This window comes from Rhodococcus sp. ACPA4 (assembly GCF_002300185.1).
Taxonomy (GTDB): domain Bacteria; phylum Actinomycetota; class Actinomycetes; order Mycobacteriales; family Mycobacteriaceae; genus Rhodococcus_F; species Rhodococcus_F globerula.
The window spans coordinates 3,309,613-3,333,600 of the sequence record NZ_NSDY01000001.1 but is presented as its reverse complement, the minus strand read 5'-3'; the positions used below and the strand labels follow the sequence as shown (position 1 = coordinate 3,333,600).

General features: G+C 61.6%; 27 protein-coding genes. 14 read left to right on the top strand and 13 right to left on the bottom strand.

What is annotated here, in order from left to right; genetic code table 11:
• Positions 1-27: 27 nt before the first annotated feature.
• The 7 genes from CJ178_RS14980 to CJ178_RS14950 all read left to right on the top strand — a co-directional run bounded on the left by CJ178_RS14980 (position 28) and on the right by CJ178_RS14950 (position 6,967).
• Positions 28-801, top strand: a complete 774-nt coding sequence (locus CJ178_RS14980; protein ID WP_095887041.1) for an SDR family NAD(P)-dependent oxidoreductase — start codon at positions 28-30, stop codon at positions 799-801.
• Positions 802-1,029: 228 nt separating this feature from the next.
• On the top strand, positions 1,030-2,412 hold the full coding sequence (locus CJ178_RS14975) for an ABC transporter substrate-binding protein (protein ID WP_257013175.1): 1,383 nt from the start codon (positions 1,030-1,032) through the stop codon (positions 2,410-2,412).
• Complete coding sequence (locus CJ178_RS14970) at positions 2,412-4,535, top strand: branched-chain amino acid ABC transporter permease (protein WP_095887040.1); 2,124 nt, start codon at positions 2,412-2,414, stop codon at positions 4,533-4,535. The genes CJ178_RS14975 and CJ178_RS14970 overlap by 1 nt, the downstream gene beginning before the upstream one ends.
• Complete coding sequence (locus CJ178_RS14965) at positions 4,513-5,226, top strand: ABC transporter ATP-binding protein (protein ID WP_230590008.1); 714 nt, start codon at positions 4,513-4,515, stop codon at positions 5,224-5,226. The genes CJ178_RS14970 and CJ178_RS14965 overlap by 23 nt, the downstream gene beginning before the upstream one ends.
• Positions 5,223-5,930, top strand: a complete 708-nt coding sequence (locus CJ178_RS14960; RefSeq protein ID WP_095887039.1) for an ABC transporter ATP-binding protein — start codon at positions 5,223-5,225, stop codon at positions 5,928-5,930. The genes CJ178_RS14965 and CJ178_RS14960 overlap by 4 nt, the downstream gene beginning before the upstream one ends.
• On the top strand, positions 5,927-6,280 hold the full coding sequence (locus tag CJ178_RS14955) for a hypothetical protein (protein ID WP_033231762.1): 354 nt from the start codon (positions 5,927-5,929) through the stop codon (positions 6,278-6,280). Before CJ178_RS14960 ends, CJ178_RS14955 begins: the two co-directional genes overlap by 4 nt.
• Before the next feature lie 153 nt (positions 6,281-6,433).
• Positions 6,434-6,967, top strand: a complete 534-nt coding sequence (locus CJ178_RS14950) for a hypothetical protein (RefSeq protein WP_095887038.1) — start codon at positions 6,434-6,436, stop codon at positions 6,965-6,967.
• A gap of 74 nt (positions 6,968-7,041) precedes the next feature.
• Here the strand turns inward: CJ178_RS14950 and CJ178_RS14945 are convergent, their stop codons facing one another.
• The 5 genes from CJ178_RS14945 to CJ178_RS14925 are packed head-to-tail and all read right to left on the bottom strand — an operon-like array spanning position 7,042 to position 11,960.
• A complete protein-coding gene (locus CJ178_RS14945) occupies positions 7,042-7,518 on the bottom strand; it encodes a MaoC family dehydratase (protein ID WP_033231760.1) in 477 nt (158 codons plus the stop codon).
• Positions 7,515-7,748, bottom strand: coding sequence for a DUF3263 domain-containing protein (locus tag CJ178_RS14940; RefSeq protein WP_095887037.1), 234 nt, complete (start codon positions 7,746-7,748; stop codon positions 7,515-7,517). The genes CJ178_RS14945 and CJ178_RS14940 overlap by 4 nt, the downstream gene beginning before the upstream one ends.
• A 32-nt stretch (positions 7,749-7,780) precedes the next feature.
• Complete coding sequence (locus tag CJ178_RS14935; protein ID WP_095887036.1) at positions 7,781-9,208, bottom strand: FadD3 family acyl-CoA ligase; 1,428 nt, start codon at positions 9,206-9,208, stop codon at positions 7,781-7,783.
• Positions 9,205-10,386 (bottom strand): amidohydrolase family protein, encoded by a 1,182-nt coding sequence (locus CJ178_RS14930; protein ID WP_033231757.1) that lies wholly within the window; start codon positions 10,384-10,386, stop codon positions 9,205-9,207. Before CJ178_RS14930 ends, CJ178_RS14935 begins: the two co-directional genes overlap by 4 nt.
• Positions 10,387-10,427: 41 nt before the next feature.
• Positions 10,428-11,960: an AMP-binding protein gene (locus tag CJ178_RS14925; RefSeq protein WP_033231756.1), complete on the bottom strand. Its 1,533-nt coding sequence runs from the start codon at positions 11,958-11,960 to the stop codon at positions 10,428-10,430.
• Positions 11,961-12,050: 90 nt separating this feature from the next.
• Here CJ178_RS14925 and CJ178_RS14920 point away from each other — a divergent pair, with 90 nt between their 5' ends.
• Both CJ178_RS14920 and CJ178_RS14915 read left to right on the top strand, forming a co-directional pair.
• The gene (locus tag CJ178_RS14920) at positions 12,051-12,815 is read left to right on the top strand and encodes an enoyl-CoA hydratase/isomerase family protein (RefSeq protein ID WP_045064706.1); all 765 of its coding nucleotides are present in this window, start codon (positions 12,051-12,053) and stop codon (positions 12,813-12,815) included.
• Between the two features lie 62 nt (positions 12,816-12,877).
• A complete protein-coding gene (locus tag CJ178_RS14915; protein WP_033231857.1) occupies positions 12,878-14,512 on the top strand; it encodes an FAD-dependent oxidoreductase in 1,635 nt (544 codons plus the stop codon).
• A gap of 6 nt (positions 14,513-14,518) precedes the next feature.
• Here the strand turns inward: CJ178_RS14915 and CJ178_RS14910 are convergent, their stop codons facing one another.
• The 3 genes from CJ178_RS14910 to CJ178_RS14900 form a co-directional block, all read right to left on the bottom strand.
• Entirely contained in the window at positions 14,519-15,139 is a 621-nt protein-coding gene (locus CJ178_RS14910; protein WP_033231754.1) for a superoxide dismutase, read from the bottom strand.
• Positions 15,136-15,693 carry a flavin reductase family protein gene (locus tag CJ178_RS14905; protein WP_257013174.1) on the bottom strand — a complete coding sequence of 186 codons (558 nt, stop codon included), beginning with the start codon at positions 15,691-15,693 and terminating at the stop codon, positions 15,136-15,138. Before CJ178_RS14905 ends, CJ178_RS14910 begins: the two co-directional genes overlap by 4 nt.
• A gap of 109 nt (positions 15,694-15,802) precedes the next feature.
• Positions 15,803-16,648, bottom strand: a complete 846-nt coding sequence (locus CJ178_RS14900) for an LLM class F420-dependent oxidoreductase (protein ID WP_033231753.1) — start codon at positions 16,646-16,648, stop codon at positions 15,803-15,805.
• Positions 16,649-16,860: 212 nt separating this feature from the next.
• Between CJ178_RS14900 and CJ178_RS14895 the strand changes: the two genes are divergently transcribed.
• On the top strand, positions 16,861-17,088 hold the full coding sequence (locus CJ178_RS14895) for a hypothetical protein (protein WP_033231855.1): 228 nt from the start codon (positions 16,861-16,863) through the stop codon (positions 17,086-17,088).
• 3 nt (positions 17,089-17,091) lie between these two features.
• Here CJ178_RS14895 and CJ178_RS14890 read toward each other — a convergent pair whose 3' ends face one another.
• The 3 genes from CJ178_RS14890 to CJ178_RS14880 all read right to left on the bottom strand — a co-directional run bounded on the left by CJ178_RS14890 (position 17,092) and on the right by CJ178_RS14880 (position 19,303).
• Positions 17,092-17,610 (bottom strand): GNAT family N-acetyltransferase, encoded by a 519-nt coding sequence (locus tag CJ178_RS14890; protein ID WP_095887034.1) that lies wholly within the window; start codon positions 17,608-17,610, stop codon positions 17,092-17,094.
• A 107-nt stretch (positions 17,611-17,717) separates the two neighbouring features.
• The gene (locus tag CJ178_RS14885; RefSeq protein ID WP_095887033.1) at positions 17,718-18,689 is read right to left on the bottom strand and encodes a hypothetical protein; all 972 of its coding nucleotides are present in this window, start codon (positions 18,687-18,689) and stop codon (positions 17,718-17,720) included.
• A 2-nt stretch (positions 18,690-18,691) separates the two neighbouring features.
• Positions 18,692-19,303, bottom strand: a complete 612-nt coding sequence (locus CJ178_RS14880) for a hypothetical protein (RefSeq protein ID WP_143547521.1) — start codon at positions 19,301-19,303, stop codon at positions 18,692-18,694.
• 110 nt (positions 19,304-19,413) lie between these two features.
• On the opposite strand from CJ178_RS14880, the gene CJ178_RS14875 reads away from it, so the two are divergent.
• A complete protein-coding gene (locus CJ178_RS14875) occupies positions 19,414-19,794 on the top strand; it encodes a DUF1801 domain-containing protein (protein WP_033231749.1) in 381 nt (126 codons plus the stop codon).
• Between the two features lie 5 nt (positions 19,795-19,799).
• Here the strand turns inward: CJ178_RS14875 and CJ178_RS14870 are convergent, their stop codons facing one another.
• The gene (locus CJ178_RS14870) at positions 19,800-20,867 is read right to left on the bottom strand and encodes an alpha/beta hydrolase (protein WP_257013172.1); all 1,068 of its coding nucleotides are present in this window, start codon (positions 20,865-20,867) and stop codon (positions 19,800-19,802) included.
• Between the two features lie 19 nt (positions 20,868-20,886).
• On the opposite strand from CJ178_RS14870, the gene CJ178_RS14865 reads away from it, so the two are divergent.
• The 3 genes from CJ178_RS14865 to CJ178_RS14855 are packed head-to-tail and all read left to right on the top strand — an operon-like array spanning position 20,887 to position 22,897.
• Entirely contained in the window at positions 20,887-21,651 is a 765-nt protein-coding gene (locus tag CJ178_RS14865) for an MBL fold metallo-hydrolase (protein WP_095887030.1), read from the top strand.
• Entirely contained in the window at positions 21,648-22,304 is a 657-nt protein-coding gene (locus CJ178_RS14860) for an alpha/beta hydrolase family protein (RefSeq protein WP_033231746.1), read from the top strand. The genes CJ178_RS14865 and CJ178_RS14860 overlap by 4 nt, the downstream gene beginning before the upstream one ends.
• 41 nt (positions 22,305-22,345) lie before the next feature.
• Positions 22,346-22,897, top strand: a complete 552-nt coding sequence (locus tag CJ178_RS14855; protein ID WP_033231745.1) for an SRPBCC family protein — start codon at positions 22,346-22,348, stop codon at positions 22,895-22,897.
• On the opposite strand, the gene CJ178_RS14850 is transcribed toward CJ178_RS14855, so the two are convergent.
• Positions 22,864-23,922: a LacI family DNA-binding transcriptional regulator gene (locus tag CJ178_RS14850; RefSeq protein WP_095887029.1), complete on the bottom strand. Its 1,059-nt coding sequence runs from the start codon at positions 23,920-23,922 to the stop codon at positions 22,864-22,866. The two genes, CJ178_RS14855 and CJ178_RS14850, sit on opposite strands and share 34 nt — an antisense overlap.
• Positions 23,923-23,988 lie beyond the last annotated feature (66 nt).

Sequence of the window (23,988 nt, the reverse complement as noted above, 5' to 3'; positions counted from 1 at the left end):
AACTCGTTGACGAACAAGGAGAACAACATGACTTCATCCATTCAGGGGACCTCCGCGAACGACCGTGTGGCGGTCGTGACCGGCGCTGGATCGGGTATCGGGCTGTCTGTGGCTCAGGCTCTTTCGGAGCAGGGTCACCGAGTTGCATTGTTGGACAGAAATATCGACGAAGCGCAACGTGTTGCCGAGAAGTTGAGTGCGGACGGCACCGAGGCCATGGCATACCAAGTGGATGTCACCGATCGTGTTGGTGTCAGGGCTGCCATGGACGCGGTACGCGGTGAACTCGGCCCGATCTCGATCATCGTCACCAGCGCGGGTGTGGAGACGTTCACACCGGTAACCGAGATCAGTGCGGAGGAGTGGGACCATATCGTCGCGGTCAACCTCACCGGAACCTTCACCTCCATTCAGGCAGTTGTTCCCGACATGATCGAAGCCGGGTGGGGTCGAATCGTCACCATCTCGTCGTCGAGCGCTCAGTCGGGCGCGCCGAACATGGCCCACTACGTAGCGTCCAAAGGTGGGGTCATCGCACTTACTAAGGCACTGTCCTTCGAGCTTGCGCCGCAGGGGATTACCGTCAACTCGATCCCGCCATCGATCATCGATACCCCGATGGCTCGTAAGTCCGAAGCGGACGGAGATTTTCCCGGCGTCGACGTCATCGCGAGTATGACGCCGGTCCGTCGTGCCGGATTGCCCAGTGATGTGGCTGCGGCGTGCGCGTTCCTCTGTACGGACAACGCGGGCTTCATCACGGGACAGCTCATCGGTGTCAACGGAGGTTGGTATATGTAAATTGTCCGTTTCCTGGTTTCTTTTCCAGTGGCACAGTACGATTCCGTTCAGATTTCGACTTACTCGACCCTCGCTCGTCGGAGATCCACCGGCCACGGGGTTCGGTCCGAATCCATTTAGGCGCGCTGCCTCTCCCACCCGTGGCCTTGGCACTCACGCCGCCGGCGTCCGCCGGTCTCTTCAGCCTGTATCGGTCGGCCCGTGGGGCCAAGTAACGAGGAGGAACGGTTGAAACTACAGCGAATACTTGTTGCCGTCGCGGCGACAGCACTTCTTGTCAGCGGGTGTAGTGGCCGCGAGAGCGGCGGTGGCGAGAGCAGCGAAAGCGGTGGTGAGGGGGCTACCGCACAGTCTGCATCTGGCGACTTCGGTGATCTCCAGGACGTGTGCCAATCCGGGGACGCACAAAGTGCAACGGCCCAAGGTGTCACTGCTGACGAGATCGATGTTGGAGTCTTCTCGGACATGGGATTCACAAAGAATGCCGAATTCGAGGAAGCCGCAGAAGTTTTCACGTCCTGGTGTAACGACGCCGGAGGTATCAACGGTCGTAAAGTGGTCGCTACCACCCGCGATGCGAAGCTGATGGAGGTTCGTCAGCGAATGGTCGAAGCCTGCCGTGACGACTTTGCGCTCGTCGGTGGTGGCGCCGCCTTGGATGCTCTCGGCGTCAAGGACCGGCTGACGTGTATGTTGCCGAGTTTCCCAGCTCAGGCCGTCCAAGAGCGTTCTGCCGGAGCTGATCTCGAAGTCAGTGCGTCTCCCGCAAAGATCCCGGGGTATGACAATTACAATGGTTTCCGAACCTGGGTGGTGAACGAGGCGTATCCGGATTCGAAGGGTGCGGTGGGGATGATCAACGGCGATTCCGCTGTCACCAAAGCGATTGCGGGCGTTACCGCTGAGACACTCGAGGCCGCCGGTGCCACGCTGGTCTACAACGAGCTGTATCCGGCGATGGGTGTGTCGGACTGGACTCCGTACGCGCAAGCAATCAAGAGCAAGGGCGTCAAAGGGTTGATCTTCATGGGTGAGTTCGGTCAGTTGGCCAAGCTCGAAGAGGTCCTCACCAACATGGACTACAAGCTCGACTGGATCGATGCCAACAATAACGCCTACAACGCGTCGTTCATCGAACTGCTGGGGAAGTCCGCTGACTTCCAGAACAACCTCGTAGATCTCAGTGGTGTGGCGCCGTTGGAAAGTGACGAGCCTGCGGTGGCGGAGCTCGAGGCTCTGTACGAGAAGTACGCACCGAATGCGCAGATCACACTCCCGGCGATGCGGGCGATGTCATCGTGGCTGCTGTTCGCGAAGTCGGCTGCCAGTTGTGGCGACGAACTTACCCGTGCTTGCCTCTACAAGGCAGCGACGGCCGAGACTGCTTGGACCGGAGGCGGTTTGCATGCCGCAAACGATTTGGCGAATCCGATTCCTCCGCAGCCGTGCTTCAATGTCGAACAGGCCACGTCGGACGGTTGGCAGGCAGCAGACTTCAATCCCGACAACGGTCTCTACCGCTGCGATATCCCGGCTCGCAAGTTGGTCGCCGACTTCGGCACGCCGATGACACTGGCAGACGTCGGTATGAGCATGGGCGATTTCGAGTAATGGAACAATTCGTCACCTTCGGGATCGTCGGTCTGAGCACGGCCGCGATCTACGCGATCATCGGCAGCGGCTTGGTGGTCACCTACACCACCACCGGAGTGTTCAACTTCGCACACGGCGCGACCGGCATGATGGCGGCATTCTCCTACTGGCAGCTCAGTGTCGGGTGGGGTTGGCCGGTGTGGTTGTCGGTAGCCACCGTACTTCTGGTTCTTGCACCGGCTTTCGGGCTTCTCGTCGAACTGTTGGTGCGGCCGGTTCAGGCTCTCGGCGAGGCCGAGAAGCTGGTGATGACGATCGCGTTGCTGAGCGGTCTGATTGCGCTCGCCCGATGGATCTGGAATCCGAACAAAGCTCGCTCGCTTCCCAGGTTCTTTGCCGAGCAGAACTCTTTTCACATCGGGTCAGCAACAATCAGTTGGCATCAAGCCTTGACACTGGTGGTGGCGATCGCCGTTGCGGTGTCTCTGCGAATACTGATGCTGCGCACCCGAACCGGAACCGAAATGCGAGCGACCGTCGATGACCGTGCCTTGGTGGGACTTACCGGGGCAGATCCGGTACGGGCCAACCGGGTTGCTTGGATTCTGGGAACCGTGTTGGCCGCAATCGGAGGTATCCTCATCGCTCCGATGGTTGCGCTCGACGCGACCCAACTGTCGCTGGTCATCGTCAGTGCTTATGCCGCAGCGATATTCGGTCGGTTGAAGAGCCTGCCCATGACATTTGTCGGCGCAATTGTCGTGGGCTGCATGGAGGCGTATCTGACCGGCTACCTCCCGCAGAATCCGTACCTCCCAGGTCTGCGGCTGGCGGCGCCGGCGATATTGCTGTTGCTCGCGCTGTTGCTCTTTCCGCACGGGCGACTTCGAGGACGCGACCGTCACCTCAGTGCGGTTCCGCTACCGAGCGTTCGAGGGACGTTAGTCTTCGCCGGGGTGATCGTCGCGTTCGGTCTCGTCTTGGCCACAGTGCTGGGTGAAGGTGATCTGATCACCTACGGACAGATCTTCGCGTTCGGCGTGATCGCGTTGTCCTTCGTTCCACTTGTCGGTTACGCCGGTCAGATATCACTTGCGCAGTTGACCATGGCGGGGGTGGGTGCAATTGTCTGTGCACGCTTGGGCGGAAATGGGCAGTGGTGGGCACTTTTGGCGGTGATGGTCATCGCGGGCATTGTCGGAGCGGTCATCGCGATCCCCGCGCTCCGGCTCAATGGTGTCTACCTGGCACTCGGGACGGCGGCCATTGCGGCCGTCTTCGACCGATGGATATTCACGATCCCGTCCTTCGAGGTGTTCGGAGTCGAGATCGTGCTGTTCGACCAGGGCTCAGTGGATTTGGTCGGCCCACGACTGTTCGGATTAGACGTGAATACTCCGGCAGAACTGACGGTGTTCTCCGCGATCTGTCTTGCCCTCGTCACGATCGCCGTGGCCGCGTTGCGCCGCGGGCGACTCGGCCGCCGGTTGATTGCGCTGCGCGACAGTGAGGCTGCCTTCGCGACCCTCGGGGGCAGTCTGCTGTTGACCAAGATGCTGGTGTTTGCGCTTGCCGCTGGTATTGCGGGGCTTGGTGGGGCGCTGTACGGAATGCAACTGATGTCGGTCACCGCCGAACAGTTCAGTTTTGTTGCCGGGCTGGGTATTTTCCTGATCGCTGTCGTGGGTGGCCTGGGAGTTGTGGGTAACGGGCTCTTCACGGGCACGATGATTGCCGGCCCGTTGAACGCGATCGTGGCATTGTGGCCGGCGGCCGCCAACCTCGTGCAGACGCTGCCCGCTGCTGCCGGCCTCGCTTACAGTTCCGGAGCGGTCGACGACGGAGTTGTGCCGAGCTTGCGCCGGCGCTGGGAATCGGCTCTCCGGGACCGCCTTGTAATAGCGGTCTTGCTGGGTTGGATTGCAGCGCTGTGGGTTTTGCGTGTCAATGACGTCGTCAACGGGTACGTACTCGTGGTGGGCGTAGTGATCGGGGCATTGGCCGCCCGCAGTTGGGCCGAAGCGCGGCATCGTCAGGTTCCGGCGGAGCCGGAAATTCCGGTGGAGTTGTGGGGCATATCGCGCCCATGGACCGCCGAAGACGGGGAGGTGCTCAGTCGTGAAGTCGCAGCTCGAAGTTGAGGACATCACGGTGATGTTCGGCGGTCAACGCGCGCTCTCCGGGGTCTCGCTGAAGGCGGAGCGTGGTCACGTGACCGGACTGATCGGACCGAACGGGGCAGGCAAGAGCACGCTGTTCGACGTCATTTCCGGGCTCCGCAAGCCGGCCACGGGAAAGGTGTTTCTCGGTGGCCGCGACGTGACCAGAGCCGGGCCGTCCCGGCGTGCGAAACACGGTCTGGCGCGGACGTTTCAACGACTGGAACTCTTCGGCCGACTCAGCGTCCGCGACAACCTCCTGGTTGCCGCGGAACTGGGGTCGCAGCGACGCAAGGCCGGATCCGTCGCCGACGACATCATCGATCGACTCGGATTAGGACTGGTTGCCACGACAACCGCGGACTCCTTGTCCACCGGCATGGGTCGCCTCGTCGAGGTGGCCAGAGCAATGGCCGTGAATCCCACCACCCTTTTGCTCGACGAGCCCGCCGCAGGTCAGGACCGCGAAGAAACAGAGCGGTTCTCGCTGATTTTGCGCTCTCTGGCGGAGGAGGGGATGGCTGTCCTGCTTGTCGAACATGACATGGAATTGGTGATGAACGTGTGCGACCAGGTGTATGTACTCGATCTCGGGAAGATCATCTCCGTCGGCCCGCCCGAACTGATCCGCCGCGACGACGCTGTTCTGGCAGCGTATCTGGGGGGATCATGAATCCGATCCTCGAATTGCGCGGTGTGCGAGCGCGTTACGACGAGATCACGGTTCTGCACGGGATCGACCTCAGTGTGGCGCCTGGTCAGATAACTGCCTTGCTGGGGCCCAACGGTGCCGGGAAGACGACGACTCTGCGAGTCGCTGCCGGAGTTCATCCGATCACCTCGGGGCAACTGATGGTTGGCGGACGCGATGTCAGTGGGATTCGTCCTCGGGATCTGGCCAGATCCGGTGTCTGTCTGATCCCGGAAGGCCGTGGTGTGTTTCCCAACCTGAGCGTTCGGGACAACTTGCTCATGATGACGTTCACGGGTCGCACGCGCGAGGAAATCGAGGAGATCGCGTTTGCTCGGTTTCCGATCCTCGCCCAGCGCGCATCGCAGACGGCAGGCACACTGTCCGGCGGTGAGCAGCAGATGCTCGCGCTCGCCCGCGGTCTCGCGACGGACCCCGCTGTCCTTCTCCTCGACGAGTTGTCGATGGGGCTCGCGCCGTTGATCGTCGGCCAACTCTACGAGCAGGTCGCCCTGATTGCCAGAGCGGGTGTCGCCGTACTGGTGGTCGAGCAGTTCGCGAACACCGTGCTCGAATTTGCCGATCACGCAGCGGTTCTGGTGCGTGGCCGGATCCAGAAGCAGGGCAGCCCAGATGGCTCACTGCGCTCCGAACTAGCTGCCCTCTACCTTGGGAGTGTCACATGACCGCGACTGAAACCCGCGCCGACCGCTTCACTCGCGAGTTGGCCGAACAGAAAATTCCCGATCCCTCCGCCGGCCGATCCGCCCTTTGGCTCAGGTTGGGACTGGTGCTGATGGTGATCGGTCCGGCCTTGGGTATCGCGTCGTACTTTCTCTCGCACAACACTTCCGATCCCTTGGTGCAGCGCGACGCGATCATTCTTGCCCTCGTCGGGATTTCACTCGGCGTGAGCGGGTCGGCACTGTACATCCGCTATTCCATTACCGGATTCCTCAGGTTCTGGATGGCCAGGCAGTCCTACGACCTGAGCCTGGTGGGAGATCGACTCTCCGAGCACGATATTCAACCCTGACAGCCGCAGCTGCCGTTGTTCCTCGCGGCGGTTCGGTGCGGACGGGCGCGTCCGTGAGCTGGTGAAAGTTTTTTGCAACCACGGTGTTCCGAAACATCGTGGTGGAAAGCCCATGGTGGGTGGAACCCGTCCGCCCATCGGAGAGGATCCGTCATGCGCAATTCGGTAATTCGTCGAGTCGTGGCCGCCGCCGGTTTTGTTGCCGTCGTGGCCGCCACGGTCACAGGCTGCAGCAGTGATTCCGACAGCGACACCGCTGACACCACAACAACTTCGGCAGCGGCCTCGAAGGCTTCGGGCACGTCGTCTGCGGGGACCACCGCGGCGGCTGCGGCCGACGACGCGACGACAAAGGAGATCACGGACGTCTTTGTCACCTTCTTCAACGGAACTACTCCGCCCGCGGATCGTGCCGCTCTGGTCGAAAACGGTGACGTGTTCCTGCCGACTCTCGAAGCGCTGACGGCCAATCCGCAGGCCACGGCAACCACTGCAACGGTGCAAGGCGTCGAGGCCACCGGTACGAACGCTGCCGTCAAGTGGACGCTTCTGATGAACGGGGCTCCGGTTCTGCCGGACCAGTCCGGTGAAGCGCTAGAGCAGGCCGGTGAGTGGAAGGTGTCGGCCGCGACGTTCTGCACGCTGTTGGCGATTCAGGGCGGCGGGGCGCCGGTTCCCGGTTGCTGATCGCCCACAACGATGCGACGTCGACGCCGGTAGCACCGGCGCCGACGTCGCATGCACGTGCACGCCAACAGATGTCAGCTCAAGTATCGAACCAGATTTTGTGCGACACAGGCGGGCCGCTCGGACCCTTCGGCGGTGATCGTGACGGTGCGCTCCACTTGGATTCCGCCGTCGATGTCGGTGACGGATGTGAGCTCCACTGTTCCCCGCACCCGGCTGTCCACCAAGACCGGGCTGATGAACCGCACTTTCCCCAGTCCGTAGTTGAGCGCCATGCGGGCGCAACTGACGGCCATCACTGTCTGAACTATCGGTGCCAGCAACGACAGTGTCAGGAATCCATGCGCGATGGTGGCGCCGTACGGTCCGTCTGCAGCACGGTCCGTATCGACATGTATCCACTGGTCGTCGTCGGTGGCTGCCGCGAAGAGATCGATCCGTTTCTGATCGATCGTGATCCAATCACTGGTGCCGATCGTTGTCCCGACAGCGGCTCGGATATCGTCGAAGGTGGTGAAATCAGTCTGGTCCAAACCACTCTGGGTGCTCAACCGGCCAGCCTGAGTTCAACGGGGTTCAGTCGCAGATCGCAGATGTACGCGAGTTCTGCCGCGATCTCCGGTGAGAGGCCGCTCTGCTCTTCGACCTCCAGGATGCTGTGGAGGCGACGGAAGAATTGATCAGGCGTGATCCCGAATTGGACAAAAATGTCTTCGGCGGGTCCGCCGTTCCAATGCCGCCACTTCAGGGCGAACGTCAATATCGCATCATGGTCGTTCATTACACGCCTCCTCAATTCAAACGTGAGTTCGGTTATCTCAATTGGTCTTTCATGACTTTGCCAGTCGCATTGAGTGGCAGTGCGTCGAGGAACTCGACAGTGCGTGGAGCCTTGAACCCGGCCATCCGCTCGCGGCTCCAGGAGAGTAGGTCTTCCGCTGCCACAGGATGTTTGGTGACGACAAAGGCTTTGCCGACCTGCCCCATTCGTTCGTCGGGAACGCCGATCACGGCAACCTGATCGACTGCCGGGTGTTCGAGGAGGAAACCTTCGATCTCGGCTGGATATGCGTTGAACCCGCCGACGATGAACATGTCCTTCTTGCGGCCGACGATACTGAGCCGTCCCTCGTCGTCAAGCTTTCCGAGATCGCCCGTGTGCAGCCAACCGTCCGTGTCGATCGCTTCGGCGGTTGCCTGCGGATCGTCAAGGTATCCCTGCATGACGTTGTATCCGCGAATCAGTACCTCGGAATCATCTGCGATTCGCAATTCGATTCCGTCACATGGTGTACCGACGGTAGTTGCTATCTGCTCGAACGAGTCGCCGGGGCGCGACGCGGTTGCCGTTCCCCCTTCGCTCAAGCCGTAACCCGTCATGATGGTCTGGAACGGAAGTTCCTTTGCGACCCGGCGGATGAGTTCTACCGGAATGTCCGCCGATCCGGTGACCGCAGCACGTAGTGACGACAGATCTCGGGTGTTGGGAGCGGACAGCAGTGACTGGTAGAGCGTCGGCGGTCCCGGGAGCATGGTGATCTTCTCGGTCTCGACCAGTTCCAGTACCTGATCCACGTCGAGAACGGCTACGGGCAGGATGGTGGCGCCGCGAATCAACGACGCGACAACGCCTGCTTTGTAGCCGAACATGTGGAAGAACGGGTTGACGACCAGGTAGCGATCGCCTTCCCTCAGGTCTGCGAGATCGCACCACTCCGAGAACATTCGCAGTGTCTGGTGATGGTTCATCATGACGCCCTTGGGGCGGCCGGTCGTTCCCGACGTGTACATGATGTCGGCGATGTCGTCGCCGCTGATCTCGCATTCGAAAGGTGCACCGCTGGAGAGGAAATCCGACTTCAAGTCGATGACCGGTACGTCATCGGGTGCGCTGTACCCCCGGCCCAGGAACCCCTTCTGGACGAGTACGGCTTTGGCGCCGCTCCGTCGGATGATGTCGGCGGCCTCGTCGGCCTTGTACCGCGTGTTGACGGGAACCAGCACTCCGCCGGCGGTCAAGATACCGAATGCGGCGATGATCCATTCGGCGGAGTTGGGCGCCCAGATCGCCACTCGATCGCCCTTGTCCACGCCGATCGAGGCCAGAGCGCCAGCGGCCCGGCGGACCCGATCAGCGAGTTCGACGAAGGTGATCCGGACGGGCCCGTCGACGACCGCTTCGGCAGTGCCGAAGCGGTCGGCCGCACTCAGGACCATCTCAGGGATGGTCTGCCACTTCACAGCGAAAGGAGCCCTGCAAGGTTGCCGCCCATGATCTTTGCCTGATCCTTCTCGTCCAGGTGCCCGAGCATGTCCGCGAAGTGCCGCGGCTCTGCCAAGCCCTCCGGATGCGGGTAGTCCGAGCCGAAGAGCACTCGGTCGACTCCGACGAGATCGATCAGATCGGTCACGCCCTCCTCGTAGAACGGGCTGACGTGGACCTGGCGCTTGATCGCAGCGACGGGATCCTGCATACCGAAGCCTTCAGGTGCCTTCTTGAAGGTGTCGGCGAGGCTGTCCAGAAGTGGTCGCAGCCAGGCAGATCCACTTTCGATGACCGCAAGCTTGAGGTCAGGGAAGCGGAACAGTGCGCCGTGGCAGACCCACGATGCCACGGTGTCCTGTACGGGACGCCACTCGTTGACCATGCGGAACGTGTTGGTCTGGAACGGCAGCATCTCGCCGTCCGTGCCTTCCCACTCGGCGTCGAAGCGCGCGTATCCGCTGTCCGACGAGTGCATCGCGACGAGGAGGTCGAGCTCAACGACGCGCTTCCAGAAGGGGTCGAACTCCGGCATGGCAAACGAACGAGGGCCCTTGAATCCGGGGACGGGTGCTGGGCGCACGAGAATAGCCCTTGCGCCGCGCTCGGCAACCCACTCGAGTTCTTCGAGTGCCTTGTCGAGGATCGGCAGGCTGATCACCGGGGTGGTGAAGATGCGGTCCTTGTAGTTGAACTGCCATGTCTCGTACAGCCACTCGTTGAGTGCGTGCACAACAGCGTGAATCAGGTCCGGATCGTCACGCATCCGCTCTTCGACCAGGCTGGCGAGGGTCGGGAACATCAGCGTGCGGTCGACGCCCAACTCGTCCATGAGTTCCAGGCGCGGGCCCGGCTCGCTGAAGGCGGGGATTGCCTTCATGGACTTACCGAAGATCTCGCGACGGCTCTTGCCTTCGGGGTTTCCGTTCTTGAAGTACTCCTCCATGGAACCCGGGCGTGCAACGACGCTGAACGTGGGGTTGGGGATGTACTCACTGATCTGTCCGCGAATGGCGATCTTGGTGCGTCCGTCGACCTCGACGTACTTGATGGCGTCCTTGTACTTCGCCGGGAGGTACTTGGTGAGGGCCTCGGCAGTCTCGTACAGATGGTTGTCTGCGTCGAACAGCGGGTAAGGCAGGTCCTTCGGGGGCATGAGATTCTCCTTTGCGTTTGATGAGAACACTATTCTCTTTTTTAAACGGTCGCAATATCCTGGCGGACCAAAAACTTCTGAATCTTGCCGCTGGCCGTCCGGTGGAAGTCGTCCACCTGGTGCAATTCCTCCGGCCACTTCTGTTTTGCGACGCCGGCTCGGTCGAAGTGAGCGCGGAGTTCGTCCATCGTCGGCAAGCTGTGGCCGGGCAGCAGGCGCAGCACAGCGGCAACGTGTTCGCCGAGGCGCTCGTCCGGGGCGGATACCGCTGCGGCTTCGGCAACTCCCGGCATCGAGAGAAGGATTTCCTCGACCTCGAGTGCGCTCACGTTCTCGCCGCCACGAATGATGATGTCGGACTTGCGGTCCGTGATTGTCAGGTAGCCGTCCTCGTCGATTTCACCGATGTCCCCGGTGTGGTACCAACCGTCGGCGTCGAATGTCGCGTCGGTGAGCGCCTGGTCGGTGTACCCGATGCAGAGATCGGGTCCACGGCTGAGGATTTCTCCGTCATCGGCAAGCCGGATCTCCGCGCCCTCCATGACATTTCCGTCGGTGAACAACCGCTTGTCTTCCGGGGCAAGGTGGCTCGATCCCGTGATCGACGGATGTTCGGTGCTCCCGTACGAACGGAAGACGGTGATGCCGAAGTCGGCCAGTCTTCTCGTGACCGCCGCGGGGACGGACGAGCCGCCGAGTCCCGCATATTTCATGCACGCGAGATGTTCCGGCGTGAACTTCGGATGATCGAGCAGGCTGGTGAGGAAGTAGGTTGCGCCGCCGCCGACGGTGAGTTGATCGCTGGTCATCAACTCCAGTGCCTGTTCCGGATCCCACGCATCGGTGAGGTTGATCGGGGAGCCGTCGACGACTGGAATGAGGAAGGCATTGACCATGCCGATGAAGTGACCGACCGGGGCCGACGTGAGTTGCTTGCCACGGTCTTTCGGGTACAGGCCCAAGAGCTGGCGGGTTTCGTGCCCGAGTGTCTGATGGCTGTGGATGACGCCCTTGGGAGCGCGCGTCGTGCCGGAGGTGAAAGCGATGAGCACGGCGGAAGTGGGGTCTGTGTCGATGTTCTCCGCCAGTGGTACATCGCTGAGCAGATCTTCGAAATCACGTCCGACAACTCCGACGACGGGGATGTTCGCGCACAGATCCGGCTGGTACTCGGTGCGCCCGAACTTCTCGGCCGTGATGAAGACCTTCGGCTTCGTCTCGTCGAGGATGTAGGCAACTTCCTTGCGGCCGTAGAAGTGAACGATAGGAACAACCGTTGCGCCGAGGAAGGTCGAGGCCCAGAAGACCGCTGCTGCTTCCATCCAGTTCGGAAGCTGGAACGCGACGACATCACCCGCGCCGACGCCCCGTTCGCGCAGGCCGCCGGCCAACCTGCGTGCCACCAGGTCCACGTCGGCAAAAGTTCCGGTCCACGGACGGATCTTCGAGTGGATACGAAATTCGGTGTCGGGGGCGGCAGCGAGGCCTCGGGTGAGCATCGTGCCGATCGTGTCCTGAGTCCACCAACCCTCTTCGAGGTACCGGGTGGCAAGCGTGGTGGGAATGTGCCGCATATGAGCTCCAATGCAGGTAACCGGGCCGCTCCTAGGCCGAACTGCGGCACGAGACGGGAGCGGTCGAACTGGCTTCTGCCAGTCGTGAATATGTTATTCTCACAAAACAAGAATGCCAATATCGTAACGGAGAACATCTTGGTTATCGTTGAAATGGACGGCGAGTTGGCGATCATCACCATCGACCGTCCACAAGCACGCAATGCCATCGCGCCGGAAACGATGGACCAATTGGACGAGGCACTCGACTCGGTTCGCGGGGCCCGCGCCCTGGTGATCACCGGCGCTGGTGATCGTGCGTTTGTCTCCGGTGGCGATCTCAAGGAACTGGCCAAACTTCGGACGCTGGAACAGGCGGCGGACATGGCCCGGCGGATGCGGTCGATCTGTGACCGCATCGCACAATTCCCCGGACCCGTCATCGCTGCCTTGAACGGGCATGCGCTCGGCGGCGGCGCCGAAGTTGCCGTGGCGGCAGATATTCGAATTGCCGCGCACGACATCAAGATCGGCTTCAATCAGGTGAGTCTCGGAATCATGCCCGCGTGGGGTGGAGCCGAGCGGCTTGCCGCACTTGTCGGGCGCGGTCGGGCATTGATGCTGGCCGGTTCCGGAACGATCATGGGTGCTGCTGACGCGGAATCGCTCGGACTCGTCGATCGCGTCCTGCCCCGAGAATCCTTCGACGAGGGCTGGCGCTCACTGGCGAAGTCTCTTGCCAACGCTCCGGCCGAGAGCATCAAACGGGTGATGTCCGGGGTTGCTCCTCCCGAAGCCATCGACGCTTTTGCGCGCTTGTGGATTACCGACGAACACTGGGCAGCAGCAGACCGGGTTATGAACCGCAACAAGTGAACTGAAATCCTACGAGTGCGTGCGAATCGGTGCCGCACTTTCCGACCAGTTACGGACTCCACATGACTTTTGTGATCACTCAACGATGCTGCAACGACACCAGTTGCGTAGCGGTGTGCCCGGTCGACTGCATCCGTCCGCGGCCCGGAGACCCCGGATACACCACCGCTGAGATGCTGTACATCGATCCGGACACCTGCATCGACTGCGGGGCATGCGTCGACGCGTGTCCGGTGGATGCGATCTACTCCGAATACGATCTCAGTGAGTCGATGAGTCGGTACACGGAGATCAATGCGGCGTACTTCGAGCAGAATCCATTGGACACCGATGACGTTGCATTCCCCACTCCGCCGAAACGCCCGTCAGCGGATCTGCCTCGAATACGTGTTGCGATAGTCGGATCCGGTCCGGCAGCGTGCTACTGCGCTGCCGAACTGCTGGCGCGGGGATCAGTGGAGGTCGAGATGTTCGACCGCTTGCCCTCGCCTTGGGGGTTGGTGCGCAGTGGAGTTGCGCCGGATCATCAGGAAACCAAAGGCGTCGTGAGTGTCTTCGGGTCTTCGTTCAAATCGGAGTCGTTTCAGTTCTACCTCGACGTCGAAGTGGGCAAGCATATTTCGCACGACGAGCTACTGCGGCACCATGATGCCGTGATCTATGCCGTTGGCGCCGCAACCGATCGCAAACTGGGCATCCCCGGAGAATCATTGCCCGGCAGTCATTCCGCGACGGAATTCGTGTCCTGGTACAACGGGCATCCGGACTTTTCGGATCGTGAATTCGACCTTTCGGGGGAGCGCGCGGTTATCGTCGGAAACGGCAACGTGGCACTCGATGTCGCGCGTGTTCTCACGTGCGATGTCGACGAACTCGCAAGAACCGACATTGCTGACCACACGTTGGACGCCCTGCGCAACAGCAATATCCGTGAGGTTGTTGTTCTCGGACGACGGGGCCCACTCCAGGCCGCGTACTCCGCCCCGGAGTTTCTCGCGCTGGGTCACCTGAACGGTGTCGACGTCGTGATCGACCAACAGGACGTCGTGCTGGACGCGGCAAGCGCAGCAGCCCTGGATGATCCCGATGCGCTGCTGTCCGACAAACTCAAAGTTGACCTTGCACGTGAGTACGCACAGAAGCCGGCGGACGGAGGCAACAAGCGAATCGTCTTCCGGTATCTCGTCGCGCCCACCGAACTGCAGGGCACCGACCGCGTCGAATCGGTGACGTTGGTGCACAACACACTTGACGACGACCTTGCGGCATCGGCGACCGAGAAGGTCGAGACACTGGAAGCGTCGCTTGTTCTGCGATCGGTGGGATATCGCGGCGAACCAGTCGCTGACGTTCCGTTCGACGAAGCACGGGGAATCATTCCCAACCATCAGGGCCGGGTGGACGGCGCAGTCGGCGTCTACACCAGCGGCTGGATCAAACGGGGCCCGCGCGGTGTGATCGGCACCAACCGCGTCGACGCGAAGGAAACCGTCGCGCAACTACTGGCAGACTTCGACGCCGGATTGCTGACCGCGCCTGAACTCGACCGGACATCCTTGGTCGAACTGGTGACGGAACGTCAACCCGACATGATCGACAAGGCGGGGTGGGCGGCCCGGGACGCACAAGAGAAGGCGGCCGGTAAAGCTGCCGGCCGCCCTCGCATCAAGATCACTGCACGGACTGTAAGTCGTTAAGGGGGGTTACTTTCCGGAACCCAGGACCGACGTGGCGTCGGCGTAGCGCTGCGCCACGTCGTCCCAGTTGATGACATTCCAGTATGCCTTCACGTAGTCGGCCTTGACGTTCTTGTACTGAAGATAGAAGGCGTGCTCCCACATGTCGAGCATCAGGAGCGGGACAATGCCGATGCTGATGTTTCCCTGCTGATCTGTGAGCTGCTCGATGATCAGACGCTGACCGATCGTGTCGTAGGCCAGTACGGCCCAGCCGGAGCCCTGCAAAGTGGTTGCGACCGCGGAGAAGTGCGTCACGAACGCGTCGAATGACCCGAAATGTTCGTCGATGGCAGCAGCCAGTTCTCCTTCAGGTCGCTCACCACCGTTGGGGGAGAGGTTCTTCCAGAAGATCGAGTGATTGGTGTGGCCGCCGAGGTGGAAGGCGAGGTTCTTACTGAGTTGCGGAGCCTTGGCTGCGATCGTGCCGTCTTCTCGTGCGGCGGCCAACTGCTCGATTGCACTGTTTGCGCCGGCGACGTAGGTCGCGTGATGCTTGCTGTGGTGCAGCTCCATGATCTCGCCTGAGATGTGAGGTTCGAGGGCTGCGTAATCGTAATCGAGCTGGGGCAAGACGTATTCGGTCATTGTTGTGTGCCTTTCGATCGGTGATGAGTCGCTGGGGTGAGATGGTGGTACGCCCGGTTGTGGTAGACGAGTGGGGAGAGAGCACGCGTCGGCGCGATGACCTCGACAACTTCTGCCGTGACGATGAGCGCCGAACCACAAGCGGTGGCGCCGAGTGGGACCGCGCGGAGAGCATGCGCCGTTCCGTGTAGGAACGGTTCACCGGTCGACAGGAACGACCAGTCCATGTCCGCGCCGAATCGGACGGCGCCACGCGTGGCAAATGTTTCTGCCAGCTCTACATTGTCGGAATGCGCAAGGTGAACAAGGAAACTGGACGCGGCCGCGATCGCTGCAGCAGATCCTCGCAGGGATTGTAGTGAGAACGCGAGTACAGCGGGGTCGGCACTGATCGACATCACCGACGACGACGTAATCCCGACCGGTCCGTCTTCGCCGGCGGCAGTGATAATGGCGACACCCGCAGGATGTCGACGGAAGGCATCGACAAAAGATTCACGGATCGACGGTTCCGGTATCGAATCGGTATGCAGTCCAACTAGTTCCGTCGTCACGTGAGAGTTCACCTTCCGCTACTCGGGTAATTCCGCCGATGCACGTGGCCTGTGCTGTATTGACGGTAAAACCTCGAGCGCGCTTGAGATCAAGGTGATGTGACGGGGTTCACCGTCCTAGCTTGGCGGCCAATCTCTTGATGTATTCCACAACGTCGGTGGGAGCGGCGTCCGGCGTGCCGAACATTGCCTCGGTAACTCCGATGCTCTCCCAGTGAGCGAGCTTGTCCGCCTCGGGCTTTCCGGCGAGGACGGTGATTTCGGGTTCGCCGACTCGACCGGCTTCGGACCAGATCTTGCGAAACAGCTCTACGTTTTCCTCGATCTCTTGCTGGATCGGCGTCGTGATCCAGCCGTCGGCGGACTGTGCGATCCACTTGAAGGTCTTTTCGCTCGCACCGGCGCCGAGGAGGATGGGTGGACGCGGTTTCTGTACGGGCTTGGGCCATGCCCAACTGGCCCCGTACTTCACGAACTGGCCCTCGTAGGATGCCTCGTCCTTCGACCAGAGTTCACCCATTGCTTCGAGGTATTCGCGCAGAGCCGTACGACGTTTGTTCGGGGGTACCCCATGATCGGCGAGTTCCTCTGCATTCCAGCCGAATCCGACACCGAAGACAACACGTCCATCGGACAGGTGATCCAGCGAGGCGATGGTTTTTGCCAGAGTAATCGGATCATGTTCGAGGGGGAGTGCCACCGACGTGCCCAGGCGGATGGTGCTGGTGACCGATGCTGCAGTGCCGAGCGCAACCCAGGGGTCGAGGGTGCGCATGTAGCGGTCGTCCGGAAGTTCCGCGGATTTGGTCCCCGGATGATCCGACGCCCGTGATGCCGGGATGTGCGTGTGCTCGGGAACGTAGAAGGCGTCGAACCCGGCAGCTTCGGCGGCAACGGCCGCATCAGCAGGGCGAATGCCGCGGTCGCTGGTGAACAAGCTGACTCCGTAGCGCACAGGCTTCTCCTTCGGTGGTCCGTCGAAAAACTGTAACTTGTTGCAGGTTCGTTCGGGGTGGTTTTGGGCCTTCGGCCCTGTGCGCCTTTCTGGTAGTCGGCGCTACCAAAAAGGCGCACGGGGCGAAGCCCTACCCTGCGCGTCTGCCGCTACATGGTCACGTCGATAATGTGAAGGAGAACGTGCAGGACACGAGGAACTAAGGAGTGGTCATGGCAACTGAGGTGGAGTCCGGTGACCTCGTACAGGCGGCCGACCATGCGGGTCCGTGGACGGTAGTCGAAGTCCGGCAGGGTATGGCGTTGCTCGAACACGGTGACGGGCACAGGCTGTCGCTACGGACGACCAGTCTGACTGTCGTGCGTAAGGGTGGCGGCAAGAAGATCGCCCCCGCCGAAGGTGCTTCCGACGAGGGCGTGTCACCGACACTGTTCGACTGACGGTCAGGGCATATCGAACGGTGCCGCGTATTTGAACGTGCCCACCTGATCTGGGGTGTGCGCAGACAGGGTGCGAATCTGGAAATGGGCACCCCATTCGGCTTCCGGTGATTCGACGCCCACCTTCGTGCTGGTCACAAACCCGAACCGTGGGTAGTACTCAGTGCTGCCCAGTAGTGCGAGCATCGGCACGTCCAGAGCGTCCGCTGCACCGATGACCGCGTGCATCAACGCAGAGCCGACGCCGGACCGTTGGTTTTCGGGTGTCACTGCCAGCGGGCCTAGGCCCACAGCCTCCACCTCGCCGACCCATCCTCGGGTTCCGATGACGAAGCCGAGAATCTCGCCGTCTGCCTCGGCCACCAGGGACAACTTCGGCAGGTACTCGTCGGACGCAAAGAGTTGGCGCGTCAGTTCGATTTCGTACGGCGTTTCGCCCGGCGGTGCCTGATCCGCAAATGCAGCGTCGAGAAGTGAGTAGACGGCGTCACGGTCGGACGGGCATTCGCGGCGGATGTACATGGAGTACGAAGCTACCCGAGGTAGCTGCCGTCGTGCGACTCTATATTCCGCGTTCACCAACTCTTTGGCTCGAAATACTCAGTGATGCAATGGCTTTCTCAATGGCATCATCGCGACAGTAGTTCGGTGATCGACGCGGGTATCTGGCGGTATCCGCCGAAGCTGATGCGTTGGCAACCGTCGAGTTCGGCAAGAACTTGGGTTCCCCCGGAGCCGTCAGCTCGACGGAGATCGATCGACGCCACCTGTTGCGCGATCTGATCGCAGGGTGGGGCGATGGGTGCTGTGGACGCTGCGTGCATCAGGTCAACACCTTCTGCCAATGTCAGGCGGATATGCGAGGACCCCTGGCCCAGGTTGTAGCGGCATACCTGCAGTCGGCCGACGTCGTCGACGGGTGTGGCCAACGGACTGTCGAGAGGTGAGTATCCGGTGTTCTCGGAACGCACTGATCGCTCGACGTCGTCGGGGGTGGTGAGATCGAACAACGATCCGATCGACGTTGTGCAGATTCCCGGTTCGTCCGCCGATATGGCGTCGATCGGGTGCTGCTGACGGCTGACCTCATGCAAGGTGTCCAGCGTTTCGAGAGGTGCGTCCTGGAATCCGCACGGCGCTGACGGCCAAGCTGGACGAAATGCGTTACCCGACGCGTCGACGAACCACAGGCCGACGGGGACGATTTCCCGTATCGCGCAGTCAGCAGAGATGTTGTCGCGGAACCGGTGCGAGTCGGTTCGGAATGCTTCGACTACTGCAGATACGTCGCCTTCAAGGCGAACCGCGTCGATAGTCAACCCACCGGCGGCGTTTTCCCCGCGTTCGCACCGGATGAGCGCTACCGGTTCGAAATCCGATGGCGGATAGCCGGGTTCGGTTGTTGGCGGGAATTGTGAATCCATCTGAGCGAGCCCGCTGAGTGGTCCGGAGATATCGGGTGTAGTGCATTCCGCATGGTCGACTACCGACGCCACGGCAGGAGTGAACGCGACGCTATCTCCGCGCACGGAAAGGTACATCGCTGCCACTGCGAACACGCTCACCGCGACAATGAACGTGACAGCCAGGAATTTGCGCATTCTCAGACCAGGCCGGCGCGTTCGAGGAATGCCTTGGCGGTTACGGCATTCGGAAAAACGGCGCTCGAGGTGATGTGGAGCCCGCTGTCGGAGTTGGCGTACTCCGTGGTGCTGACGGCGTCTCGATACTCGATGCGGGCGGCTGCGGTACGCGAGCGGTTCTCAGTGATGAGTTCGGGCCGCTCGTTCTCGCGCCAGTCGATGAGTGTTTTACCAGCTTCGGTCTGGTTCACCCAGGTGATGAAGACGATGTTGTAGTCGGTTGAGACGCTCTGGGCGAGAGCTGACCCGGAGTCGACCGTGCAGAGTAGGTACAAGTCGCCGGTCGAGTTGAGCGAGCCCGGCGAGCAGATGCTCGCCTCGGCAAGGGCCGGCGGGAACGTCCCGACGATGGCTTCGGCGCTGTTGTGGGTTCCACCATTCGTAGCGGTGAGTGATCCTGATGCGGTGCCGGCTTCACGGTTGTCACCGCCGAGTGAGAGGACCGCGGAGATGACTACGCCGACGGTGGCGACTCCCATGAGTGCGGACCGGACCAACAACCCGCTTCGCGTTTTCGCCGACAGGGTAGTTGCTACTCGCGTTCCGAGTGGTGCCATCGCTGCATTATTCATCACGAAATTCTGGATGCGGGCACACGCAACATATTTGCCGCACGGTGCAAAGACGATCGGGCATACTCGAGTGACTTGGAGCGAGTCGATCGTGGAGAGGGTGACCGACCATGAAGAAGGACGCAGCAGGGGGTACCCCCTCGGAATTGATCGACGCGAGGATCGAGGAACTCGGTGACTGGCGAGGGGAGATGCTCGCTCGGATCCGGACTTTGGTCAAGGAAGCCGACCCCGATGTGGTCGAGGAGTGGAAATGGCGTGGAGTTCCGGTGTGGGAACACGACGGCATTCTCTGCACCGGTGAGACGTACAAGAAGGCTGTGAAGGTGACGTTCTTCAAGGGGGCCGCATTGGATGACCCGACGGGAATGTTCAACTCCAGCCTCGAAGGCAACACCAGGCGCGCTATCGACTTCAACGAAGGCGACACCATCGACGAGAAAGCCTTCACGGCCCTCATTCACGCCGCGATTGCGCTCAATACGGCATAGGTGCTCTAGCTCAACAGTGCTCGGAGCATTCCGCCTATTTCGACAACCGCCGCACGCGATCGGGCACTGGGGCCGAGAACATTCACGAACCCGTGGATGAATCCGGGATAGCGCCGCGCGACAACGCGAACTCCGTTGTCGCGCAGCAGCTGTGCGTATGCTTCACCTTCGTCGCGCAGTGGATCGAATCCAGCTGTCACCACAATTGCCGGTGGAAGATCGTTGTGGCTTTGGGCACGCAATGGAGACACCCACGGGTCCAGCCGATCCGAGTTCTCGCCGAGGAAACTGCGCTCGTAGAAGTTCATATTTGCCTCGGTCAGAAAGAATCCTTCGCCGAACGTCGTTCGGGACGGCCTTCTCTCGTGAAAGTCGGTGGCCGGATAGATCAGCAACTGGGCTGCCGGTGACGGATATCCGTCATCGCGGGCGCGGAGTGAAACAACAGCCGACAGGTGTCCACCCGCGCTGTCGCCACCCACCGCAATGCGAGCAGGGTCGACGGCGAACTCGGTTGCCCGAGAAACAATGTCGAGGTACGACGCATAGGCGTCGTGTACCGGTGTGGGGAAAGGGAATTCGGGTGCAAGTCGATATTCGACAGCGACGATTCTGGCCCCTGAGGTTTCAGCCAACAGTCGGCACGGTGCGTCATGTGATTCGAGATCACCCTGAACCCAGCCGCCGCCGTGGAAGAACACCAGCAGTGCCCCGGACTCGTGGGTGGGCACGTAGAGGCGAGCGCGAAGTGGGCCGTCGGCGCCTTGTACGGAGATGTCTTCCGTGTGCGCCGACGCCGGTCGGCCGGCCATCAACATCGCCGTTCGCGTCAATTCGGCGCGCGCGGCGGAAAGTACATGTGGCTCCGACGACAGTGCGGGCCGCGGGCGTGCTTTGGCGAGAGTTAACAACATGTGCGCGTCGGGGTCGAGAATGTGTCCGTCCCGGTGTACCGGCGGGCCGGTGATACGGCGTTTGACCGCTGCAGGCAGCGCGAATGCTGCTGCAACCAGGCCTGCCTCGGCGAGGCCCCGAACTGTGCGATCACTGGCGCTGTTCCACGATTCCGGCACGTGGCGCACACTACCAATCATGAGTACAAAGGCACTGTCGATTACGCGGATCGACAACACACACCTCGTTCGATGTGGGCACGCAAATTGGGTTCTCGTAGAGGAAGGCTCCGATCTCACTCTGATCGACGGTGGGTATCCCGCCAACGGCGGTGACGTTGAACGGTCGATCGAGCAGATCGGTCACAGCATCGGCGATGTGCGCGCCGTGCTTGTCACTCACGCCCATATCGATCACATCGGCGGGATCGCGGACATACTGACCCGCCACGACCTACCAGTATTGATGGACCCGTTGGAAGTACCGCATGCGCGACGCGAATACCTGCAGCAACTCGGGCCGGTCAAAGTTCCGTTACTGCTGTGGCGCCGGGGCGCGCCGAAGTGGCTGTTCGACGTGATCGGCGCCGGCGCGCTGAAGGGAGCGAAACTGCCTCAGGCACAGGCTTTTGCGGAGGGTAGCGCCTTGGATGTTCCCGGCCGTATCGTGCCGATTCCCACGCATGGGCATACCGATGGACACAGTGCGTACCTGATTCCCGGTGCCGGCGTCGTTGCTTCGGGTGACGCTCTGGTGACTGGCCATGCCACGTCCCGGCAGACGGGGCCGCAGTTCCTGGTGTGCCCGTTCAATCACCACCGGGAAGCAACGGACGAGGCGTTGGACGCCATTGCGGAAACCCCGGCCGGTGTCATTTTCCCGGGGCACGGGCCCGCGTACGAGGGGACGATGACGGCGGCAGTCGAGCAGGCCCGCGCGGGCCGGACAAGGATGCGACCATGACCACCTTCGAGACCGTCGACCGCGGTGAGCTGCAAGGATTCCTGCATCGGCCGGATACGGACCCGATCGCGACCGTGGCTCTGACACACGGCGCCGGAAGCAACTGCGACACGGTGCTCCTTCGCGCTGTTGCCGATGGTTTTGCCGAAGCCGGAGTGCAGGTTTTGCGATTCGATCTTGCCTACCGGGTGCGCCGCCCGAAGGGGCCACCGCACCCGTCCCGTGCCGCCGAAGACCGATCGGGAATCGCTGATGTTGTTGCGACACTGCGTAAGGACTACCCGAGCGATGGACCTCTACTTCTCGGTGGACATTCGTACGGTGGACGCCAGTCCTCGATGGCGGCGGCCGAGAACCCTGGTTTGGTGGATGGGCTGATCTTGCTGTCCTACCCATTGCATCCGCCGAAGAAGCCGGAGAAACTGCGCACCGAGCACCTTCCGGCACTGACCACCCCCACGGTGGTGGTCCACGGTTCGAAGGACGAATTCGCGACGACGGACGAGATGCAGTCGGCACTTGACTTGATCCCCGCAGCAACGACGTTGGTGGAGTTCGACGGCGCCAAACACGACCTCGGAGTGACCAAGTTTCCCGTGGTCGAACAGACTGTCGCGGCGGCATTCGGGCTCTTCGGAATCAGGCCACGCTGACGCCGGTTGCTCCTGTCGGTGGCACCTGGTGAGATCGAACTATGAGTGCCCAGCAATATCAGCCCAGTGCCCTGTCCGACGTGACGGTAACCGTCGACGGCGACGACACGGTTGTCACCTTCCCGAGAACGTTGCCTTATCCCGTGGATCAGGTGTGGGCGGCGGTGACCGATCCGGAAATGTTGGCCCAGTGGACTCCGTACACGGCTGATCGCAACTTGGGCAGCGTCGGCGAAGTGGTCATCGCCATGCTGTCTGAGGAAGGCGATCCGGAGATGTCGTTTCCGGCGTCCGTCCGCGTGGTCGACGAAGCTCGTCGACTCGAACACGAATGGGGCCCGGACGAATTGATCTGGGAGCTCACTCCGGTCGAGGGCGGAACCAGGGTGGTTCTGACGCAGCGTTCGCGCGCCGAGGGAATGGCATCCGCGTTGGCGGCGGGGTGGCACCTGTGTTTCGACGTTCTCGACGGGCTGCTTGCCGGTTCGCCGTTCGGCCCGATCGTGGGAGCAAAGGCACGCGAGTACGGCTGGGACGATCTCAACTCGCGCTACGCCCGTCAGCTGGGGATCGAGGAATCCGAAGTCTGGTAGCGCGTCGATGCCCGCACGATCAGTTCGATCGGCAGCTTTACAGATTCGACGCTCCGTCCTGCCATGAGGGCGAGCAGATTCTGCACCCCGGTTGCGCCGATCTTGCGGGCGGGTGAGCGAACCGTAGTCAGTGGAACCGGAAGTTGCGAGACCACGGGAATGTCGTTGTAGCCCACCAGCGCAAGGTCGTCCGGAATGCTCAGGCCCAGATCGCGGGCAACACCGAGAACGCCGATGGCGATGGTGTCGCTGACTGTGAAGATGGCGTCGGGACGCGTCGGGGTGCTCAGCAGTTGTGTTGCTGCTCGAACGCCGCCCTCCACTTCGAAATCGGAGGCAACGATCCGGTGCGGCGGTAATTCCAGGCCTGCTTCGGCGAGTGCGTCGCGGAATCCGGCGACGCGTTCGCGCGAGGTGCTGGCGTGATCCGGCCCCGCGATCACGCCGAGGTCGCGGTAGCCGCAATCCAGCAGGTGTCTGCCTGCGAGGTATCCGCCGCGTCGGTCGTCGCCGCTGACATAGGGGAGCCCGACGTCGATGTGGCGGTTGAGGAGCAGAACCGGGAGCGAACGGATGGGGAGCGAACTGACAAAATCGGTGCCGGGCAGGTGGATGCTGCTGAGCATGAGGCCGTCGACCTGACGGCTGATCAGGAATTCGACGGCTTTGCGCTGGGCATCGAGATCGTCGGGCGGGCTGGACAGCAGAACCGAATAACCGGCTGCCGTCGCGGCTTCCTCGATGCCGCCGAACATGGTGGCGACGACGCCGTCGGTGAGTCTCGGCATGACCACACCGATGGTTGTCGTCTTGCGTGTTCGTAGACTTGCTGCCCAGAGATTTGGCTGGTAGCCGAGTTCTTCGGCGACCTGACGCACACGCTGAGCCGAGTCCGACCAGCCGTCGACGGGTTCGGGTTGGCGCAGGACGCGCGATGCCGTCGAGATGTGGACGCCCGCCTTGTCTGCGATCTCACGCAGCGTCGGTGGGCGTCCGCTGCTGCGGGTCGACGGGTCCGGCGACATCAACTCGGGGGCTCCTGAGACTCATTTTGGGGATTGACGTGATGCTAGGTCGGTCCCTACTCTAGG

Excerpts from the sequence above, each read along its gene's own strand:
- CJ178_RS14980 (WP_095887041.1), top strand. The coding sequence starts at position 28 with ATGACTTCATCCATTCAGGGGACCTCCGCGAACGACCGTGTGGCGGTC.
- CJ178_RS14970 (WP_095887040.1), top strand. The coding sequence starts at position 2,412 with ATGGAACAATTCGTCACCTTCGGGATCGTCGGTCTGAGCACGGCCGCG.
- CJ178_RS14960 (WP_095887039.1), top strand. The coding sequence starts at position 5,223 with ATGAATCCGATCCTCGAATTGCGCGGTGTGCGAGCGCGTTACGACGAG.
- CJ178_RS14955 (WP_033231762.1), top strand. The coding sequence starts at position 5,927 with ATGACCGCGACTGAAACCCGCGCCGACCGCTTCACTCGCGAGTTGGCC.
- CJ178_RS14950 (WP_095887038.1), top strand. The coding sequence starts at position 6,434 with ATGCGCAATTCGGTAATTCGTCGAGTCGTGGCCGCCGCCGGTTTTGTT.
- CJ178_RS14940 (WP_095887037.1), bottom strand. The coding sequence starts at position 7,748 with ATGAACGACCATGATGCGATATTGACGTTCGCCCTGAAGTGGCGGCAT.
- CJ178_RS14930 (WP_033231757.1), bottom strand. The coding sequence starts at position 10,386 with ATGCCCCCGAAGGACCTGCCTTACCCGCTGTTCGACGCAGACAACCAT.
- CJ178_RS14925 (WP_033231756.1), bottom strand. The coding sequence starts at position 11,960 with ATGCGGCACATTCCCACCACGCTTGCCACCCGGTACCTCGAAGAGGGT.
- CJ178_RS14920 (WP_045064706.1), top strand. The coding sequence starts at position 12,051 with ATGTTATTCTCACAAAACAAGAATGCCAATATCGTAACGGAGAACATC.
- CJ178_RS14915 (WP_033231857.1), top strand. The coding sequence starts at position 12,878 with ATGACTTTTGTGATCACTCAACGATGCTGCAACGACACCAGTTGCGTA.
- CJ178_RS14910 (WP_033231754.1), bottom strand. The coding sequence starts at position 15,139 with ATGACCGAATACGTCTTGCCCCAGCTCGATTACGATTACGCAGCCCTC.
- CJ178_RS14895 (WP_033231855.1), top strand. The coding sequence starts at position 16,861 with ATGGCAACTGAGGTGGAGTCCGGTGACCTCGTACAGGCGGCCGACCAT.
- CJ178_RS14890 (WP_095887034.1), bottom strand. The coding sequence starts at position 17,610 with ATGTACATCCGCCGCGAATGCCCGTCCGACCGTGACGCCGTCTACTCA.
- CJ178_RS14885 (WP_095887033.1), bottom strand. The coding sequence starts at position 18,689 with ATGCGCAAATTCCTGGCTGTCACGTTCATTGTCGCGGTGAGCGTGTTC.
- CJ178_RS14880 (WP_143547521.1), bottom strand. The coding sequence starts at position 19,303 with ATGAATAATGCAGCGATGGCACCACTCGGAACGCGAGTAGCAACTACC.
- CJ178_RS14875 (WP_033231749.1), top strand. The coding sequence starts at position 19,414 with ATGAAGAAGGACGCAGCAGGGGGTACCCCCTCGGAATTGATCGACGCG.
- CJ178_RS14865 (WP_095887030.1), top strand. The coding sequence starts at position 20,887 with ATGAGTACAAAGGCACTGTCGATTACGCGGATCGACAACACACACCTC.
- CJ178_RS14860 (WP_033231746.1), top strand. The coding sequence starts at position 21,648 with ATGACCACCTTCGAGACCGTCGACCGCGGTGAGCTGCAAGGATTCCTG.
- CJ178_RS14855 (WP_033231745.1), top strand. The coding sequence starts at position 22,346 with ATGAGTGCCCAGCAATATCAGCCCAGTGCCCTGTCCGACGTGACGGTA.
- CJ178_RS14850 (WP_095887029.1), bottom strand. The coding sequence starts at position 23,922 with ATGTCGCCGGACCCGTCGACCCGCAGCAGCGGACGCCCACCGACGCTG.